15 protein-coding genes are annotated in these 19,816 nt (G+C 38.4%); 10 read left to right on the forward strand and 5 right to left on the reverse strand.

Annotated features, from left to right (window positions below):
* Positions 1–566: 566 nt before the first annotated feature.
* The gene (locus AC07VK_RS24075) at positions 567–1,193 is read right to left on the reverse strand and encodes a LysE family translocator (RefSeq protein ID WP_492956052.1); all 627 of its coding nucleotides are present in this window, start codon (positions 1,191–1,193) and stop codon (positions 567–569) included.
* A 143-nt stretch (positions 1,194–1,336) separates the two neighbouring features.
* On the opposite strand from AC07VK_RS24075, the gene AC07VK_RS24080 reads away from it, so the two are divergent.
* From AC07VK_RS24080 to AC07VK_RS24110, 7 genes are all read left to right on the forward strand, one after another.
* Entirely contained in the window at positions 1,337–2,773 is a 1,437-nt protein-coding gene (locus AC07VK_RS24080; protein ID WP_057932786.1) for an MFS transporter, read from the forward strand.
* Positions 2,774–2,837: 64 nt separating this feature from the next.
* Positions 2,838–3,296, forward strand: coding sequence for a deoxycytidylate deaminase (locus AC07VK_RS24085; protein WP_265851793.1), 459 nt, complete (start codon positions 2,838–2,840; stop codon positions 3,294–3,296).
* Between the two features lie 143 nt (positions 3,297–3,439).
* Positions 3,440–3,676: a type II toxin-antitoxin system Phd/YefM family antitoxin gene (locus tag AC07VK_RS24090; RefSeq protein ID WP_492956053.1), complete on the forward strand. Its 237-nt coding sequence runs from the start codon at positions 3,440–3,442 to the stop codon at positions 3,674–3,676.
* Between the two features lie 8 nt (positions 3,677–3,684).
* Positions 3,685–4,071, forward strand: a complete 387-nt coding sequence (locus AC07VK_RS24095) for a type II toxin-antitoxin system VapC family toxin (RefSeq protein WP_494939843.1) — start codon at positions 3,685–3,687, stop codon at positions 4,069–4,071.
* A 200-nt stretch (positions 4,072–4,271) separates the two neighbouring features.
* Positions 4,272–5,801: a glutamine-hydrolyzing GMP synthase gene (guaA, locus tag AC07VK_RS24100; RefSeq protein ID WP_492960672.1), complete on the forward strand. Its 1,530-nt coding sequence runs from the start codon at positions 4,272–4,274 to the stop codon at positions 5,799–5,801.
* A gap of 111 nt (positions 5,802–5,912) precedes the next feature.
* Positions 5,913–7,124: an ABC transporter substrate-binding protein gene (locus AC07VK_RS24105; RefSeq protein ID WP_492960674.1), complete on the forward strand. Its 1,212-nt coding sequence runs from the start codon at positions 5,913–5,915 to the stop codon at positions 7,122–7,124.
* 32 nt (positions 7,125–7,156) lie between these two features.
* Positions 7,157–8,323 carry an RsmB/NOP family class I SAM-dependent RNA methyltransferase gene (locus tag AC07VK_RS24110; RefSeq protein WP_492960676.1) on the forward strand — a complete coding sequence of 389 codons (1,167 nt, stop codon included), beginning with the start codon at positions 7,157–7,159 and terminating at the stop codon, positions 8,321–8,323.
* A gap of 509 nt (positions 8,324–8,832) precedes the next feature.
* Here AC07VK_RS24110 and AC07VK_RS24115 read toward each other — a convergent pair.
* The 4 genes from AC07VK_RS24115 to AC07VK_RS24130 form a co-directional block, all read right to left on the reverse strand.
* Positions 8,833–9,399, reverse strand: coding sequence for a MarC family protein (locus AC07VK_RS24115; RefSeq protein ID WP_029274105.1), 567 nt, complete (start codon positions 9,397–9,399; stop codon positions 8,833–8,835).
* Between the two features lie 79 nt (positions 9,400–9,478).
* Positions 9,479–10,828: a porin gene (locus AC07VK_RS24120; RefSeq protein ID WP_492960678.1), complete on the reverse strand. Its 1,350-nt coding sequence runs from the start codon at positions 10,826–10,828 to the stop codon at positions 9,479–9,481.
* Positions 10,829–10,908: 80 nt separating this feature from the next.
* Entirely contained in the window at positions 10,909–12,384 is a 1,476-nt protein-coding gene (locus AC07VK_RS24125; RefSeq protein WP_492956059.1) for an amino acid permease, read from the reverse strand.
* Positions 12,385–12,499: 115 nt separating this feature from the next.
* Entirely contained in the window at positions 12,500–14,746 is a 2,247-nt protein-coding gene (locus AC07VK_RS24130) for a sodium-translocating pyrophosphatase (RefSeq protein WP_492960680.1), read from the reverse strand.
* 280 nt (positions 14,747–15,026) lie between these two features.
* Here AC07VK_RS24130 and AC07VK_RS24135 point away from each other — a divergent pair, with 280 nt between their 5' ends.
* From AC07VK_RS24135 to AC07VK_RS24145, 3 genes are all read left to right on the forward strand, one after another.
* On the forward strand, positions 15,027–16,469 hold the full coding sequence (locus AC07VK_RS24135) for an APC family permease (protein ID WP_492960682.1): 1,443 nt from the start codon (positions 15,027–15,029) through the stop codon (positions 16,467–16,469).
* 628 nt (positions 16,470–17,097) lie between these two features.
* Complete coding sequence (mnmL, locus tag AC07VK_RS24140; RefSeq protein ID WP_108198438.1) at positions 17,098–18,045, forward strand: tRNA modification radical SAM protein MnmL/YtqA; 948 nt, start codon at positions 17,098–17,100, stop codon at positions 18,043–18,045.
* 347 nt (positions 18,046–18,392) lie between these two features.
* Positions 18,393–19,799, forward strand: coding sequence for an ammonium transporter (locus AC07VK_RS24145; protein WP_492960685.1), 1,407 nt, complete (start codon positions 18,393–18,395; stop codon positions 19,797–19,799).
* The last annotated feature ends 17 nt before the right edge of the window (positions 19,800–19,816 follow it).

Below are 19,816 nucleotides of genomic sequence, written 5' to 3' on the forward strand. Positions count from 1 at the left end.
AGGTAATTTATTTTAGGATCTGTTTTAATGTTGCTCCTGATATTGGAGAAAAGAAATTGATGATTTTAGCGGTTCGTGAGGACACGAACCACGGCAATTTTACCGCTGTCTTCGCCAATCTAAACCTGACATTCGCGTAAAGCCCGGAGCGAGGAACGAGTGAGGACTTGAAGCATTGGCAGGACTAACGATAATAGTAGCACTGTACCTGCTTTTCAAAACTTTTAACCACCAAAACACAATTAATTACCTTCGTGAAGGTTCGATTGTTTACCAAAGTGGCGCAGCGGAAAACTACGCAGTAAACCGAGCCTTTAGCAAGCTCACCGCAGGTAATTTATTTTAGGATCTGTTTTAATGTTGCTCCTGATATTGGAGAAAAGAAATTGATGATTTTAGCGGTTCGTGAGGACACGAACCACGGCGGCGGGGATTATTTATATCTCGTGTCTGCCCTTCGACTCCGCTCAGGGTGACAAAAACATGAGGAAATCCGTGTGTTCTGTGTCTCCGTGGCTAACAATAAAACGTGTATACGGCGATTTGTTTATAATCTTTGGTAAAACCTATGCGTAAAACTTAATGTAAGTTTTAACGATGAGCCAAATGGCAAAAAAGATGATGACCACACCTGCGATTTTATTGAGTTTCTTCAGTGCATCTTCTTTTATTTTATAACGGAGTTTACTCGAATAGAAACTCTTTGCACCATCTATGCTCAATTGGGTGGCCATGGCGATAAAAAAGCAGACGAGTTTTTCGTTCAGCATGTTGTTCAATTTAACCGAGATGATCCCACTTACAATAATCCAGAACATTAAGGTAGAGGGGGTGAGGATGCACATTAAAAATCCTTTTATCACATAACCCCGCTTACTTACTTTTTGAAGCGTTGAACTATTATAGTGCACGGTTATTTTAGAAACCAGGTAATATATACCTACGGCTAACAAAAATAGGCCCCCAATGGTGCCTACATATTTATCAAATTCTGCTTTATAATCGAAAAACTGGCTCCCAAAAAGGACTAATCCAATTAAGATCACATCACTAATAATTACGCCAACAGCTAAAGAAAACCCAGCTTTGAAGCCCCTCTCTATGCTGGTTTTGATCATTGCAAAAAATACCGGCCCTGTTAAAAACGACGAAATAATCCCTGCTCCTATACCTAGTAATATGGCTTCAAACATGCATTGTATTGTTTATAATATGCGAATATGCAATTTTATACCTAAACATATAACATTTATTTTTGTTGCATAGGTTGCATAAAATTTACTGGTTTTCATTTTTTTTTATTTATGTTTAGAGCCACTAAAACTAAATTTAAAAAATGAGTTCAGAACAAACACAAACCAAATGGGGGCAATTTATTCCTTTGGTTACGGTATTCTTTTTTTGGGGCTTTGTAGCCGCCAGTAATGACATTTTAATACCGGTATTTAAAAAAGCTTTTGATTTATCGCAAGCCGAAAGTCAATTGGTTTCATTGGCATTTTATATTGCTTATACAGTGGGTGCTTTAATTTATAACGGTATTTCTGTTATAATAGGACAAGATATTGTAAACAAACTGGGTTATAAAAATTCGCTTGCGCTTGGCCTGGTTATTTCGGCACTTGGAACCTTATTGTTTTATCCAGCTGCAAACCTCCACTCGTTCCCTTTAATGCTTTCGGGTTTGTTTATCGTAGCCTTGGGTTTTTCATTACAACAAACAGTGGCGAATCCATTGGCAATTGCATTAGGTCCGATTACAACCGGCTCGCAACGTTTAACGTTGGCTGGCGGTATCAATAACTTTGGTACTACTATCGGCCCGCTAATTGTGAGTTTTGCTATTTTCGGTTCTGCAGCAAATGCATCAACCAATATCAGTGTAGAAAGTGTTAAAATTCCATATTTAATTTTGGGCGTTGCTTTTATTGCCGTTGCTATTTTCTTGAAAATGTCGTCGTTGCCTGATCGACCTGCTTTGGTGGAAGCCTCAGTTGATGATACTAAATCGATTAAGGGATCTGCTTTGCAATATCCACAATTGGTTTTAGGGATGATTGCTATTTTTGTTTACGTAGGTGTTGAGGTTTCTACCGCAAGTAACCTGCCTGCTTACATGGAGAAAGATTTAGGCTTTGCTATTAAAGATATTGCCCCTTATATTTCATTGTATTGGGCAAGTATGATGATTGGACGTTGGACAGGTGCTGTTGAAGCTTTTACTGATAATATCAGCACACAAAAAGTATTACGTTTTATTGCACCATATTTAGCTTTTGGTATTTTCTTAGCCGTAAACGCTATAGCAAAACATGATCTTGCTCCATTTTATGTATACGGTTTAATTATATTGGTATTAATTGCTGCTGATATGGCGAGTAAAGGTAATCCAGCCAGAATGTTATTGATTTTTTCGGCAATTGGTATTACTGCACTATTAATCGGAATGTTTACTAAAGGAATGGTAAGTGTTTATGCCATTACCAGTGTAGGCTTATTCTGTAGCACTTTATGGCCTTGTATTTTTACCCTGGCAGTAAGCGGTTTAGGTAAACACACCAGTCAGGGAAGTAGCTTCTTAATTATGATGATTATGGGCGGTGGTATTATTAGCTGGGCACAAGGTGCAGTATCAGAATTTACAGGTATTCAATACAGCTATGTTGTAGGAATTATCTGTTTTGCCTACCTGGCATTTTATGCCTGGAGAGTAAGTGGAATTTTAAGATCGCAGGGAATTTCTTTCGATAAGAAACTTTCTGGCGGACATTAATTTTTAATAAAGTAATTTTGCAGCCACAGAGATTTATTTCTTTGTGGCTTTTTTAATTTTTATAATGGCAGATAAACCAAGCTTCGATTCGATATTTATGAACCTTGCCACCGATTTGGCAGCCCGTTCGCATTGCGTACGTGCCCATGTAGGGGCAGTTTTAACAAAGGATACCCGTATTATTTCTATCGGTTATAATGGTCCACCGGCTGGTACGCACAATTGCGACGAGGAATGGCCAGAGCATGGCTGTGCACGCGATAGTAAGGGGAGTTGTTCTTTGGCCTTACACGCTGAAGAAAATGCGATTCTGTACGCTTCTAAAAACGGATCGAAGATAGAAGGCTGTACTTTATATACCACCTTGTCGCCTTGTATTGCCTGTGCCCGGTTAATTTTATCATCAGGAATTAAATTGGTTTATTATTCTAAATCGTATGCGGCTTACAAAGGTTTGCCCAGCGATGAAGGAGTAGACTTTTTACGGAAATTTGGGGTTGAGGTGATTTTGATGGAATCGTAGAGGTTTAGTGGTTCATTTGTCATTAGTTCATTGGTGACTGCAAGTTGTACATCAGCTCATTAAAGTTTATATCTAAAACATAACTTAGTTTCATCTTGACAACTTGACAAGTTTTGTTTATATTTGATTATAAATATTTAACTATGAAAACAATGTCAGTTGGAGAATTTAAAGCTCACTTTTCTGAAGTGCTTGAAGATGTTAAAGCAGGTATTGGTATTGCCGTAACTTATGGAAGAAAAAAAGAGATTATTGGCTATTTTCTTCCAGAATCAGGTAAAAGTAAAACTAAAAGAAAATTAGGTCCTTTGGAAGGTAAGGCTAAAGTGATTTTTAACGACGATTTTGCAATGACAGACGAAGAGCTACTAGGGCTATGATTTACTTGTTGGATACACATGTGTTTTTGTGGACGATAATTGATCCGAAAAGGCTTTCAGAAAAGGCAATTTCTATAATTGAAAATAACGAAAATACAATTTTTATAAGTGCCATTAGTCTTTGGGAAATATCACTTAAATATGCACTGGGTAAACTCAATCTCATCGGTTTAGAACCTAATGAATTGATGAGGCAAGCAAAAGATTTGGGTTTTGACTTAATGCCAGTTTCGCCAGAATCAGCAGCAAGTCATTATAAGTTAAATGCCACTTGGCATAGAGACCCTTTTGATAGGATGTTAATATGGCAAGCTATTCAAAAAGATATAACCTTAATTAGCAAAGATGAAAATATCAGTAAATACCAATCTGCAGGATTAAAGGTTGTTTGGTGATTATTGTTTATTGGTATTAATTCATCGCTGACTGCAAGTTGTATACTGATTAATCGGTTAATTGTTTAAATCGGTTAATCGCCACCAAACGCCTCGCGCTAAACGCTTATCGCCATGCCCTCTGCTCAAAACTCTCCGCACACTACTAAAAATCTCAAATCTGCGACCTCAAATCTCATATCTAATTGGTACCTTTGCGGATGCAAGAAAAAATCATTATCGTCGATTTTGGTTCGCAATTTACACAACTCATCGCTCGTAGGGTTCGCGAACTAAATATTTACTGTGAAATATATCCATATAATAATCTTCCTGAGGTTACGCCTGATGTAAAAGGAGTTATATTTTCGGGTAGTCCTTACTCTGTTCGCCAGGAAGATGCACCTCAGATCGATTTATCGAAATACCATTTAAAATATCCATTATTGGCTGTTTGTTATGGTGCACAATATATTGCCCAACATTCGGGTGGTGCAGTTCAGCCATCTTCAACACGCGAATATGGCCGCGCTAATTTGAATTTTGTAAACCAGGAGAATAAATTATTTAAAGGGATCAACATCGACTCGCAAGTTTGGATGAGCCATGGCGATACCATTACCGATATTCCTGAAAACTTTGAGTTGATTGCCAGTACCGATAGCGTAAAAGTAGCAGCTTACCATATTAAAGATTCAGATACTTATGCCATTCAGTTTCACCCTGAGGTAACACACAGTGTTGATGGAAAAATCCTTTTAGAAAACTTCTTGGTTGATATTTGCGGATGCAGCCAGGACTGGACTTCTGCTGCTTTTGTTGAAACTACCATTGCCGATATTAAAGCTACTGTAGGTAACGATAAAGTTGTTTTGGCACTTTCAGGTGGTGTTGATAGTAGTGTTGCTGCGGTACTTTTGCATAAAGCCATCGGCACAAACCTACACTGTATATTTGTTGATAACGGTTTATTGCGTAAAAATGAATATGAAAGTGTTTTAGAGCAATACAAAGATTTCGGACTAAACATTAAAGGCGTTGATGCTAAAGACAAATTCTTGGGCCAGTTGGCTGGAGTAGAAGATCCCGAAACAAAACGTAAAATAATTGGCCGTGTATTCATCGAAGTTTTCGACGAAGAATCTCACCTGATCCAGGATGTAAAGTGGTTGGCCCAAGGCACAATTTACCCTGATATCATTGAATCAGTTTCGGTTAAAGGGCCGTCGGCAACCATTAAATCGCATCATAATGTAGGCGGTTTGCCAGATTTTATGAAACTTAAAGTTGTAGAACCACTTAAAACTTTATTCAAAGATGAAGTAAGAAGAGTAGGTACCACTTTAGGGTTAGAATCGTTTATTTTAGGCCGTCACCCATTTCCGGGCCCAGGCTTAGGCATCCGCATTATCGGAGAAGTTACTCCAGAAAAAGTAGCCATTTTACAAGATGCCGATAAAATTTATATCGACAATTTAAAAGAAGCAGGCCTTTACGATAAAGTATGGCAGGCAGGTGCTATTTTCTTACCTGTAAGATCTGTAGGGGTAATGGGCGATGAGCGTACTTACGAAAATGTAATTGCATTAAGAGCAGTTGAATCACTTGATGGGATGACTGCAGATTGGTGCCATTTACCTTACCCGGTATTGGCTAAAATCTCAAACGAAATTATCAATAAAGTTAAAGGGATCAATAGAGTGGTATACGATATCAGCTCTAAACCACCTGCAACTATCGAGTGGGAATAATTCAGTTATAAGTTTTCAGTTTGGAGTTTTTAGTCCAAACTGCATAAAATAAATGTTATGCTAGCAAGGTGGAATAAACTTTGCTAGCATATTTTGTTAAAAATGATAGGTATGAATTTTAAGAGGGTTTATTGGTTGGTGGTTTTGTTTACAGTAGTTTTGGGTGCTTGTTCGCCTAAAATCAAGACACCCAAGCCCGAAACGGGTAAACCGGTTGAAAAAGAAAAGCCAGAAGAGAAAAAGCCTATCAAAAAGTTTTCTCAGGCAAGTGTTTCCTTGCTTGTTCCCTTTAAACTTAATGAGCTGAATTTAAAAACAGCCACAAAGGCCGATATTGAGAAATATGCCATGCCGATCGATTTTTATCAGGGCTTTAAATTGGGATTGGATTCTGCCGCTGCCCAGGGTTTAAATTTTAAACTCAATGTTTTTGATACACAGGATGATAATGCACATATATCTGTCTTGTACAAAAATGAACGTTTTAAACAAAGCAATTTAATTATTGGCCCTGTTTTTCCAGATGGATTAAAGTTCATCTCCAATTATGCCAAAGAAAATAATGCAATCATTGTATCTCCTTTGGCCGCTTCCGAACCTGCTGAATTTAATAATCCAAATCTCGTGTCTATTGTAAATAATATTGCTTTACACGGGAAAAAGATAGCCACATACATTGCTAAAAGCTATAATCCTGCCAATACGATAGTGGTATTAATTAACCCTAAGAAAACAGAAGACGAGCAATTTGCAGCACCGATCAGGAACTATTTTCAAACCAATACTAAGTTTGTGCTACAGGAGTATGCTTCGGCCTATGCTTTTGAAACAAAAATGATCAAAGGCAAAGAATATGCCGTGGTGCTTACCTCATCCGACCGGACTTTTGTATTGCCAACAGTAGAAAAACTGTATAAATTAAAGCATCTACCTACAGGTGGTTATAGTATTAATCTATTTGGTCATCCTAATTGGGTAAAACAGAATTATCCTACCGATAAATTACAAGATTTAAATACCATTATCAGTTCTTCTTATAAAATAGACTACAAAAGCAGCGCAGTTGTTGCCTTTATTAAAAAATACCGCTACAGGTATGGATTTGAGCCTGGAGAATACGCTTTTAAGGGCTTTGATGTTGGCTACTACTTTGGTAAACTGTTATCTGCTTACGGCGAAGATTATAGAGTGTATTTAGTAAAAGATAAATATAAAGGCCTCCATAATAACTTTTCATTTATCCATGATGAAAAATTAGGCTATATTAACACCAGTTTAATGCTACTGAAGTTTAAAAACTTTGCGTTAAACATAGTTGAGTAATTCCATAATTTTTTCTTCCATTTTATTATTGCATGAGAGCAGATCATCAGTTAAGAGCCTTTGAACAGATTTTGAGTAATTATGATGGAAGTTTGCCCTTGCATCGTTTTCTGCCCACCTATTTTAAGCAGCATAAGCAAATGGGGTCATCCGATAGGAGATGGGCTACACGTCATATTTACAGCTTTTTTAGATTAGGTAAGGCCTTATCTACACTTCCACAGGAAGAACGTTTGAGCATTGCCGATTTCTTGTGCCACGATACGCTTAGCCTAATTGTAGAGAAAAATCTGCCGGAATTAAAGGAAAGTATTACACTGCCGCTGGAAGAAAAAATATCCATCATTAAAACCAGGTATCCGGATTTTGATTTGCAGGAGGTATATCCGTTTCACGCAAATCTATCTGATGGATTAGATCGGGAAGCATTTTGCACCTCATTCTTCAAACAGCCGGATCTGTTTATCAGGGTGGCAGCAGAAGAATCTGCAGCTATTATTGCAAAATTAGCAGATGAAAACATTGCGGTTAAAGCGATTTCTGAAACTGCTCTGGCTTTGCCTAACGGAACTAAGCTCGAAACCGTTTTAAGAGAAGGCGGTTATCAGGTTCAGGATTTATCTTCTCAGCATACAGGCAATTATTTTAAACCGAACAAATGGGATAAATGGTGGGATTGCTGTGCAGCTTCTGGTGGGAAAACACTTCTGTTACATAGTTTGGAGCCTGTGATCGAGCTATTGGTTTCTGATCTGAGAGAAAGTGTACTCTTAAATTTAGATGAACGTTTCCGCTTAGCCGGGATCAAAAAGTACCATAAAAAGGAACTGGATCTTTTACAGAATAACGATCAGGTGTTGCACCATTATCAGTTTGATGGGATCATTTTAGATGCGCCCTGCACAGGTTCCGGAACATGGGGTAGAACACCTGAAATGCTTACATTTTTCGAGGAACGGAAAATCAGTCAATTTGCCAGTATACAGAAGGGAATTGTCCAAAATATTGTAAAATATTTAAAGCCGGGTAAGCCCTTGATTTACATTACCTGCTCTGCCTTTGCCGAAGAAAACGAAGCCATTGTTCAGCATATGGTTGATACTTTTCCATTAGAACTGGAAAAGATGGAGTTGATAAAAGGCTATGAAAACAATGCCGATACGATGTTTGTGGCGAGGTTGATTAAGCGCCAGGATTAGAAGATTTTGGGATTTCAGGATCGGGGTGTTTAAACTAAGTTCTATTAATTTTTCTTCGAAATACCGTCATTTCGAGCGAACCCGATAGCGATCGGGTGCAACGCAGTCGAGAACCCGAAGGCTCAGCGAAGCTAGATCTAACTCGATAGATCTCTCCATTTCGCTGCGCTTCAGTCGAGATGACGACCCACTCTACGTATGTTCAAACCAGGATCTGAAATTCTTTTTGAAGTATTTTACCGCTTCGATTAAAACGGCTATTGCTCCAATAATTAGGGTATATTCTTCAAAGCTGTTCATGATGTAAGCTTTATGTTTAGATGAATATACGGAATTATTGTTACAGATTGATTGGAGGATTGTCATTTAATAATGTGATCGTCATTTTGACCGTAGTGTTCCAAAGGAACTCTTTCGGAGGAGAAATCTTCAAACTTAAAGATTTCTCCATTTCGCTACCAATGAAGAATTGGTAGGCTTCAGTCGAAATGACGATCTGGCTGGACCTGCTAAAGCCCCGTATTATTTCTGAACAATTTAATGGCAATAGCCAATAAAATTACCCCAAAGGCTTTACGTAGGATGTTCAAGCCCGATTTTCCGAAAAGTTTTTCCAGTCTGTTGGTATTTTTCAATACAAAGTAAACAAACAACATATTGAGTATAATGCCCACTAAAATATTCTGGGTATGGTATTCTGTTTTAAGCGAAAGTAGGGTCGTCATTGTTCCAGCTCCGGCAATTAAAGGGAAGGCCAATGGAACGATGGAGACTGTTTCTGGCGCTTCTTCTTTAAAAATCGTTAATCCCAGTACCATTTCCATGGCGATAAAAAAGATCACGAAAGAACCGGCAATGGCAAAAGATTCTACATCTAATCCAATTACTTTCAATAAGGATTCTCCAACAAATAAAAAGAGGATCATTAATCCGGTAGCCACAAGCGATGCTTTTTCTGATTCGATATGACCAGCTTTTCTACGCAGTTCGATCACAACGGGAATGGCCCCCAAAATATCGATAATAGCAAAGAGCACCATCGTTGTCGATAGGATCTGGCTTAAGTTGAACGTCATAAAATCGAATTTCATAGCAGCGCAATTTTAAGCAAAGGTAGCGGAATTTGTATCAATTCCTCCATTGTACTGTTATTTATTAGAAATAGAACTGTGTTCTTAAAGTAAGCACATTGTCTTTTCTGTCAGCTGTATAGCCCTGAATTTGGGTCGATTCGTTTTTAATGATATCATAATAAAGCACCGCTTTAAAATGTGGATTAAAGTGGTGTAAAAAACCAAAGCCAAAAGTATCAAAACGAACATCCGCTGGCGAAAGTCCCTGGGCGCTGGAAATATCAAGCCCTTTTACCTTCGAATTTGGATCATACCAATCGTATTTTAAGATAATTTGATTGTCGGTACTATTTAAGGTTTGTATAAAAGTAAGATAAGCACCATTAAAGGTTCTGGTGTAATAGGGTAAGGCTATCGATTTGCTATCAACAGGGTAGGAGCCAGGTGTGGTTGATGTTGTTGAAGTAGCTGTTTGCAAACCTGATACCACTTCGGCCCTTAATTCAGATTTCCAGCTCTTGGTTTTTGTGGCCAATTGAATATCTGCACCATAATATCTCCGTGGAGCAACCTTATTAATGGTTGAAGCGGATGAGTCCTTAACCATTCTCCATTGATCGTTGCTTCTATCCATTTTATAGCTTACGGGCAACCGATGATTTAAACCGCCTTGTAACGTACTGATACCGCCCGCAATGGTAAAGTTTTTAAAAGCATAGGTTTTGTGGCTTAATCTGAAGATAAAATCCTTGCTGTTGTCAAATTCTCCGCTACCAGCTAAGCCCTGTCCGTTGTAAATACCAAAATCGAATACAAAATTTTTCAATCGGGCATCTTTCCAGCGCGGGTTTAAGGTAAAGGTAACCCCCAGATCACGTTCTGTTTTCATTAAAATCTGCGACATTCGGCCACGCTCAGGCGCTTCCCTTACTGAAGAAGATAATTGTAGCTCATTCCCAAACGGACGACCAGAAAGGCCTAAAGTAACCGCCAATATTTTCCATTTATTTTCGTAGTAACGGCCCCAAAAATCCCTTATCGCTACACCCTGTTCTGTACCATCAAACTGAAGTACAAAATAGGTAGAAGGACTGCCATCGTCCGTTAGCATCATATAATCTGCTCTTAAACGCCCTCTTCTTAACCTAAACCTATTGTTTGTAAACTCACCAAAGTTTCCGCCCTGGTATTCTGCCTGAGCGCCATTTGCCTGTGCTACCTGGAATTGAGGCTGCAGGTATCCGCTAAACGATAATGAACCATATTTCTTAGAAATAATGAGCAAATGATTTACCGTGGTAGAATCCATTACATCGTTAATCGTTCTCTGTGCATATCCTGCAGCGGAAATGAATAGCAAAGCAACAGTAAAGTATAAATAAACGATCTTAAATTTGGCAAAATAGCGGTACATGTTATCGATTTTTTGCAAAGGTAGTTTTATTAACAATTATTTAACATAAAAAAAGCCCCGACTTTTCGGTCGGGGCTTCAATTTTTTGAAAATATAACTTATTTAGCGTCTTTCAAATGAGAATTCTTTCTACTGTATCCAAAGTAAATGATAAATCCTAAAGCTAACCAGCCAAATAATCTTAACCAGTTTGTCCAGCCTAAACCAAGGATCATTAAACCACAGGCAACAACACCCAAAATTGGAATTAAAGGTACCCAAGGTGTTCTAAACTGACGAGGAAGATCCGGATCTGTTTTTCTTAAGATGATTACTGCAACACAAACCAGCATAAATGCAAATAATGTACCGATACTGGTCATATCACCCACTACATCACCTGGAATAAATGCAGCGAATAAACCTACAATTACCAAGATCACTAAGTTTGCTTTATAAGGTGTTTTAAATTTAGGGTGTAAATCGCTGAACATTTTAGGTAATAAACCATCTTTACTCATCGAATAAAATACACGGCTTTGGCCCAATAACATCACCAGGATTACAGAAGAGAAACCGGCTAAAATTGCTACGGTTACTAATTTAGATAACCACGAGTATCCAGTCATATATTCGCTAATTGCAGCTACCACAGATGCTTCACCACCTTTAGTTCTGAAAAACTCAACTGGTGCGATCCCTGTTAAAACGTGTGCGAACAATATGTATAAAACAGTACAAACTGCTAATGATCCTAAAATACCAATTGGCATTGCTGTTTTAGGATTTTTAGTTTCCTGAGCGGCAGTACTTACCGCATCAAAACCGATAAAGGCAAAGAACACTGTTCCGGCAGCGCCAATAACGCCCCAGAAACCGCCAAAACTATGGCTAATACCTGCATGATCTACATAAGTTGTAGCAGCCGGAATGTATGGGTGGTGGTTAGATTCGTTTATAAAACCCCAACCTAAAACAATAATTAAGATCACAATACCCACTTTGGTAATTACGATTAAACCGTTTACAAAAGCAGATTCTGAAGTTCCTTTAATTAAAAGTAAACTTAACAAGCCTACTATAAACAAGGCAGGAAGATTCATAATTCCATTTACGGTACCATCTGGATGCGATTGGAAAGGTGAGTGGCACCACTCATAGGGTATGGGGGAAGTATGCAGTACTTCTACCAATAGTTTATTCAGATATTCACTCCAGGCTATACCTACAGTAGCGGCACCTACAGCGTATTCTAAAACTAAATCCCATCCAATAACCCAAGCCATTAGTTCGCCCATCGTGGCATAGGTATAAGTATACGCACTACCGGAAATTGGAATAGAAGAAGAGAGCTCGGCATAACATAAGCCTGCCAAAGCACAGCCTATTGCAGCTATTATAAAACCGATTGTAACTGATGGTCCAGCATTTTGAGCGGCTGCAGCAGCAGTACGAACAAATAGCCCGGCACCAATAATAGCCCCTACACCTAATGCAACTAATGCACCTGCACTAAGTGTGCGCTTTAAGCCTTTGCCTGAATCACCTGCTTCTTCAAGCAATAGATGCATTGGCTTTTTAGTAAATAAACCCATATTATAGTTTTTGTTTAGATTAATTCAGCCCCAAACGTAATTAAAAATTACGGAAATGTAAAAGGGATTTTGGTTAAAAATCCCTTTAGCTATTATTTTATCAATGTTTTTACAACTAACGCCTTAAAGTGTCGGTGGCATTTGTTAAAGTGTCGGTAATTGTATGTCCTAAACTATCGGTTTTTTGCTCAATTCTGATTTCTTTTCGAACTTCTTGCTTATGTTCGCCGGCAATTGCCTTAACTGCGATGTATGGAGCAATAACGAGTGAAACAATAGACATTAATTTGATTAAAATGTTCATTGAAGGGCCCGAAGTATCTTTAAAAGGATCGCCTACCGTATCTCCGGTTACCGAAGCCTTATGTGGTTCTGATTTTTTGTAGTGCATTTCGCCATTAATCATTACGCCTTGTTCAAAAGATTTTTTGGCATTATCCCAAGCGCCACCTGCGTTGCTTTGGAAAATCCCCATTAATACACCGGTAACGGTTACACCGGCCAATAATCCACCTAAAACTTCAGGACCAAAAGTAAAACCAATAATTATCGGCGTGATTAAAGCAATAGCGCCGGGCATCATCATCTCGCGGATGGATGCTTTGGTTGAAATGGCTACACATTTTTCGTACTCTGGTTTGGCTTTATACTCCATAATGCCAGGGATTTCCCTAAACTGGCGACGAACTTCCTGAACCATATCCATTGCCGCTTTACCCACCGCCTGGATGCAAAGGGCTGAGAAAATGAAAGGAATCATCCCGCCAACAAATAATCCTGCTAATACTGGCGCTTTATATATATCTATTGCCGTAATACCTGCAATGCCTACAAAAGCTGCAAATAATGCTAAAGAGGTTAAGGCTGCAGATGCAATGGCAAATCCTTTACCGGTAGCGGCAGTGGTATTTCCAACAGCGTCTAAATTATCGGTACGTTCGCGTACTTCTGGAGGTAACTGGCTCATTTCGGCAATACCGCCCGCATTATCTGCAATTGGTCCGAAAGCATCAATGGCCAATTGCATAGCTGTAGTGGCCATCATACCTGCTGCCGCAATGGCTACACCATATAAGCCCGCAAAGTGGTACGATAACATAATCCCGCCTGCTAAAACCAAAATTGGAATAACAGTCGATTTCATTCCGACAGCTAAACCTGCAATAATATTGGTGGCATGTCCGGTTGATGATTGTTGGATAATAGAATTTACAGGACCTTTGCCCATTGCGGTAAAATATTCGGTAACAATACTCATAATGGTACCTACTACTAAACCAACAATAATGGCATAAAACACATTAATACTAGAGAATTCATACCCACGTAAGTTTAATGTTTCTGGCAGCATCCATTTTACAATAAAGAACGAAGCTACTGCCGTTATTAAAATTGACGACCAGTTGCCTAAGTTCAGCGCATTCTGCACATTTGATTTATCATCTTTAATGGTCACGAACCAGGTACCTATAATAGAGAATAAAATTCCCAGCCCGCAAATTACCATTGGCAAAAGGATGGGAGACATGCCGCCAAATTTATCTGTTACGGTAATTTCTTGTCCTAAAACCATGGTGGCCAATATCGTTGCCACGTATGAGCCAAATAAATCGGCACCCATACCTGCAACATCACCCACGTTATCGCCTACATTATCGGCAATGGTTGCAGGGTTACGTACGTCATCTTCTGGAATTCCAGCCTCAACTTTACCCACTAAATCGGCACCAACATCGGCAGCTTTGGTATAAATACCTCCACCCACGCGGGCAAATAAGGCAATAGATTCGGCACCCAATGAAAATCCGGTTAAAACCTCAATAGCAGTTCTCATTTCTACACTATTGGCACTGGTTACATGAAATATCTGCAAAAAAACAATAAATAAACCACCTAAACCTAAAACAGCAAGACCGGCTACGCCTAAGCCCATTACGGTACCGCCGGTAAAAGAAACTTTTAATGCTTGTTTTAAACTTGTTCTGGCCGCCTGTGTGGTTCTAACATTCGCTTTTGTGGCCGATTTCATTCCGATATAACCCGCAGTTGCAGAAAATACCGCTCCTATAATAAAAGAGATAGAGATAATCCAGCTCGAATGCATAGGTACCCCTTTAATTTCGGTAATTGTGCCAGAGTAAGCTAGGAGCGCGGCTGTAAAAACAGCGAAAATGCTCAATACCCTCCATTCGGCTTTTAAAAAGGCCATAGCACCGTCGGCGATATAGCCCGCAAGCTCCTGCATGTTTTTATCACCTGCATCTTGCTTATTTACCCAGGCGCTTTTAATCATCATAACTATAATCCCGACAAGGCCCAGCGCCGGAATACAGTAAATTAAATTGTTTTGTAAAAAATCCATAGTTAATAATTGGTTTTGTATTTGGTTAGTTGTTTATGTTGTTGTGTAATTGGTTAACTGTTTAAATCGGTCAATTGTTTAATCTATTTCAAACGTTCAGCGCCAAACGCTTCTCTCCAAACTACGTACTTATATCTAGCAAGATAATAAAATATTTTTCTTGTGATTAAATTTTTCATGCGAAGTAGAATAAAATTTTGCCCAGTTAAAATAATACAAACGAAGTACTCCTATTTTCTTTTTTTTAAATAAATTAGCCACAAACTAAACCAAACTAAAAATGAATATTGAAAAAGAAGACGGACCTTCTAAAAGAAAATTAAGCCTTTTTGATGCCACCATGCTGGTAATGGGTTCAATGATCGGAAGCGGAATCTTTATTGTTAGTGCCGACATCATGCGGAATTTAGGTTCCGGTTATTGGCTGATTGTGGTTTGGGTGATCACTGGGGTGATGACAGTTGCCGCCGCAATTTCATATGGAGAACTCTCTTCCATGTTTCCCAAAGCAGGTGGGCAATACACTTACCTGAAAGAGATTTTCGGCAAAATGATGGGATTTCTTTATGGTTGGGGTCTGTTTACCGTAATTCAAACCGGCACTATTGCTGCTGTTGCTGTTGCTTTTGGTAAATTTACAGCCTATCTAATACCAGCTTTAAACGATGCTGCTCCAATTTTTCAAAGCGGCGGTTATAAAATTACCTGGATACAGATTTTAGCCATCGGTGTGATTCTGCTTTTAACCTATATTAATACAAAAGGTGTTGAAGGCGGTAAAATTCTGCAGAATATTTTTACTGGGTCTAAAATTGTTGCTTTAATCGGCTTAATTATTTTAGGCTTTCTTCTGGTGAAAAACAGTTTTTGGGCCGGAAATATGGGCTATGGCTGGGATGCTTTCAATAATCTTAAAACAGATCCGAGCGGCAATTTTCTGAAATCGGGATGGGAATCCATTTCCGGAATGGCAATAATGGGCGGAATTGCAGCGGCCATGGTTGGTTCGGTATTTTCAAGTGTGGCTTGGGAAAACGTAACTTTTGTTTCGGGAGAAATCGAAAATCCAAAGAAAAATGTAGTACGTTCTATGGTTTTAGGTACTTCGGCAGTAATGATTCTTTATTTATTGGTCAATTTTATCTATCTCAATACTCTAAACAGAGATAGTATTGCTTTCGCCCTCAATGATCGGGTTGCTGTTGCAGCCTCTGAACAGATTTTCGGTAGTGGAATCGGCACAATTGTAATTGCATTGTTAGTCATGATTTCTACTTTCGGTTGTGTTAATGGAATTGTATTAGCAGGTGCAAGGGTTTTTCAAACCATGGCAAAAGATGGGATGTTTTTTAAAGCAGCATTAAAAAACAATAAAAATGGAGTTCCTGAAAGATCACTTTGGATGCAGGGCATTTGGGCATCTGCTTTATGTTTAAGTGGGCAATATGGTAATCTTTTAGATATGATCTCTTTTGTTATTGTGCTCTTTTATATGATTACTGTTTTTGGTGTTATTTATTTAAGGATAAAACAACCCAGTCTTGAAAGGCCTTACAAAACCTGGTTGTATCCAGTTACACCGATTATTTACTTATTGATAGGAGCGGCATTTTGTATTTTGCTTTTAATATATAAACAGCAGTATACCTGGCCAGGGCTCGTGATTGTTTTACTGGGTGTGCCTGTCTACTTTTTCATTAATAAAAAAGAACAGCAGGATTAGCCGGGGTCGTCCTGCTGAACTTATTTCAGCATCTTAATGGCAGGATAGATCCTGAAACAAGTTCAGGATGACGGTACGAAATGAAGAATTTACTAAGAAGCCTCGCGGGTTTTAAGCTTGCGAGGTTTTTTTACGCCAAAAAATATCGCATTGCCATTGGCTTTTTTGTTTTTCTTCATGGGTACTTCTCAAATCTTACATCTAAAGTCTTGTTTCACATTGGAAAATCAGGGTTCTGTTTCAATCGGTTCCGAAAGCCCCGCTGTCCGCTTTACTTCGTTGCACTCCGTGCCCGCTACCATCGGGTTTAGTTTACCTGGTTTTGTGCAGGGAACTCATTGATTTAAACCCGACATGGCGGATACCGGCCTTGTGCCTAAGGCCTGCGGGCGTATGAGCATGTGGCGGGACTAACACTGCCATGAAACACAGGATTTGCTTTTCTAAAAAGAAATTAATGTTTTTAAAACTTAGCCATTCGGAATTGTTTTCCCTAAACCCTAAACCCTAAACCCTAAACCCTAAACCCTAAACCCTAAACCCTAATTGTAAGTCCAATCTCAAATCTCACGTCTAATCTCTCAAATCTAACCTCACGTCTCGAACAAAAACCGTATTTTTGCAAATAATGGGAACACTAGTAGATTCAGGGATAAAGGGTTATAAAAATTACGGCACGCATTTGCGCGAAAAGTATAAAGGGCAGCGTGTATTTAAAGTAATTGTAGATGGTGGTTTTACCTGCCCTAACCGCGATGGTAGCAAAGGTTACGGTGGATGTACGTATTGTAATGTAGATTCTTTTACACCGGAGCCTTCACGTAAAAATCCAAATATTAAAGATCAGCTTGCCGAAGGCATGTTAAGGGCAAAAACCTCTTATAAAGCCGATAAGTATATTGTTTATTTTCAGCCAAACACCAATACTTATGCGCCGGTACATTATTTAAAGATGATGTATGATGAAGCGCTATCGATTAATACCGAAGATATTGTTGGTTTTGCTGTAGGTACACGTCCTGATTGTATAGATGCAGAAAAGGTTGCTTTGTTAGAAAGTTATACCGACCGCTTTGATGTAGATTTAGAAATGGGCATGGAATCGATCTATGATGAAACCCTCGATCAGATCAACAGGGGTTGCAGTCACGGCGAATTTGTTGCTGCGGTAGAACTTTTAAAAGATAGTAAGCTCGATCTGTGCGTACATACCATTTTTGGCTTCCCGTGGGAAACCCGCGAGCAGATGCACGGTTACATTCATGAAATTAACCGTTTCCCACAAATCAAGTTTGTAAAGTTCCATCACCTTCATGTTGTAGAAGGATCTATAATGGGCGCTAAGTACAAAAAGGAGCCTTTTAAATTGTTTTCTCTCGAAGAATATACCGATTTACTTTGTGAATTAATCCCTTTATTACGTCCGGATATTGTTATTCAGCGGCTTTTTGGTATTTCGGATTGGGATTTGTTGATTGCGCCTAACTGGGGACTTAATAAATCGGCAATTCAAACCTATATGGATAAAGAAATTGAAAAAAGAGGCGTAGTTCAAGGATCTGCTTATTTTTCGTAAAAAGTTAAATTTTTTAACGATTTTTTTAAAAACCCATGAAATTTCATGGGTTTTTCTGTTATTGATCAGTTTTTTGGGGTAATTTTTTATAAATTTTAGGTAAAATCATATAATTTAAGGTTAATATATGATTTTGTTTTTATTAAAAACTTGTATTAAAATCCCCTGTATTTTTTGTTATTTTTATTTTTAAGGTTAATTTTTGTGTTGTTTTATAAAAATCACTTGTTTTTATTAAAATATTTCAATTAAATGGTGTATAAACTGCAATATGTCGTATTTTTAGAAAAATAAATCAAGCATATTTCAATTATTTTAAACAATACAAACAAATTAAACTAAAAACTATGAGTAAATTCTCCTTTAAACAGTATGCGCCTTTTGCGATATTGATGATTGTCGCAATTTTCGCTCTATTTATTCCACTTCTTCCTAATTTTGATGAAGGCAAGTATAGTGGGCCTGATATTGCATTCATATTAATTGCAGCTGCACTTGTATTTTTAATGACTCCAGGCCTTGCATTCTTTTATGGTGGAATGGTTCATCGTAAAAATGTATTATCTACCATGATTAAAAGTGTGGTAGCAGCAGGAGTAATTACAGTTTTATGGACAGTAGTAGGTTTTAGTTTAGCCTTCGGAGACACTATTGGTGGCTTTATTGGAAATCCATCAACGTTTTTGTTCTTTAAAGGTGTAAATTCTGGAGCACCACATCTTCAGGGAGGTGCAGACTTAACCATCCCGCTATCTTTATTTGCTGTGTTTCAATTAATGTTCGCCATTATTACACCAGGTTTAGTGGTAGGTGCCGTAGCTGAGCGTATCCGTTTTACCTCATACATTTTATTTATTGTTTTATTCGCAATATTCGTTTATTCTCCGTTAGCCCACTGGACATGGCACCCACAAGGTTTCTTATTTAAAATGGGTGTATTGGATTTTGCTGGAGGTACCGTAGTTCACATTTCTGCTGGTATGGCTGCATTGGCTGGTGCATTGGTTTTAAAACGTAGAAAATCTCACTTAGAGCATAAAGAAGTTCCGCCTGCAAATATCCCTTATGTATTAATCGGTACTGGTTTATTATGGTTCGGTTGGTTCGGTTTTAATGCAGGTTCTGCATTAAGCGCAGGTAGTTTAGCTGTTTCCGCATTTTTAACTACAAATACCGCTGCTGGTGCCGCAGGTTTATCGTGGATGTTCTTTGATGTTGCAAGAGGTAAAAAACCTTCGGTTTTAGGTTTTTGTATCGGTGCAGTAGTTGGTTTGGTAGCCATTACACCAGGTGCAGGTTTTGTAAGTATTTCATCAAGTATATTTATTGGTGCTATTGCCGCAGTTATCTCAAACCTTGTGGTTTCTTGGAAACAAAAAACCAGTTTAGATGATACATTAGATGTTTTCCCTTGTCACGGTGTGGGTGGTATCGTTGGTATGTTGTTAACAGGTGTTTTTGCTACTAAAACGGTAAATGCTGCAGGTGCCGATGGTTTGTTTTATGGCAATCCGGCGTTCTTTATAACACAATTAAAAGGTGCTGTAATTGTAATTATATTCAGTTTCGTTGTGTCATTTGTAATTTTCAAACTTGTAAATCTTATTAACCCAATCAGGGTATCAGATGAAGAAGAAGAAATGGGGCTTGATGCATCTCAACATGACGAGAAATACTCTCAAGGTACCTTGCTAGTTGAAGAAAGAGCGATCTATATCGAAAAAAACAGTCCATTAACAGAACCAATATCTTAAGGATTTTATAATATCTA

The organism is Pedobacter sp. GW821-FHT01D05, assembly GCF_059422505.1.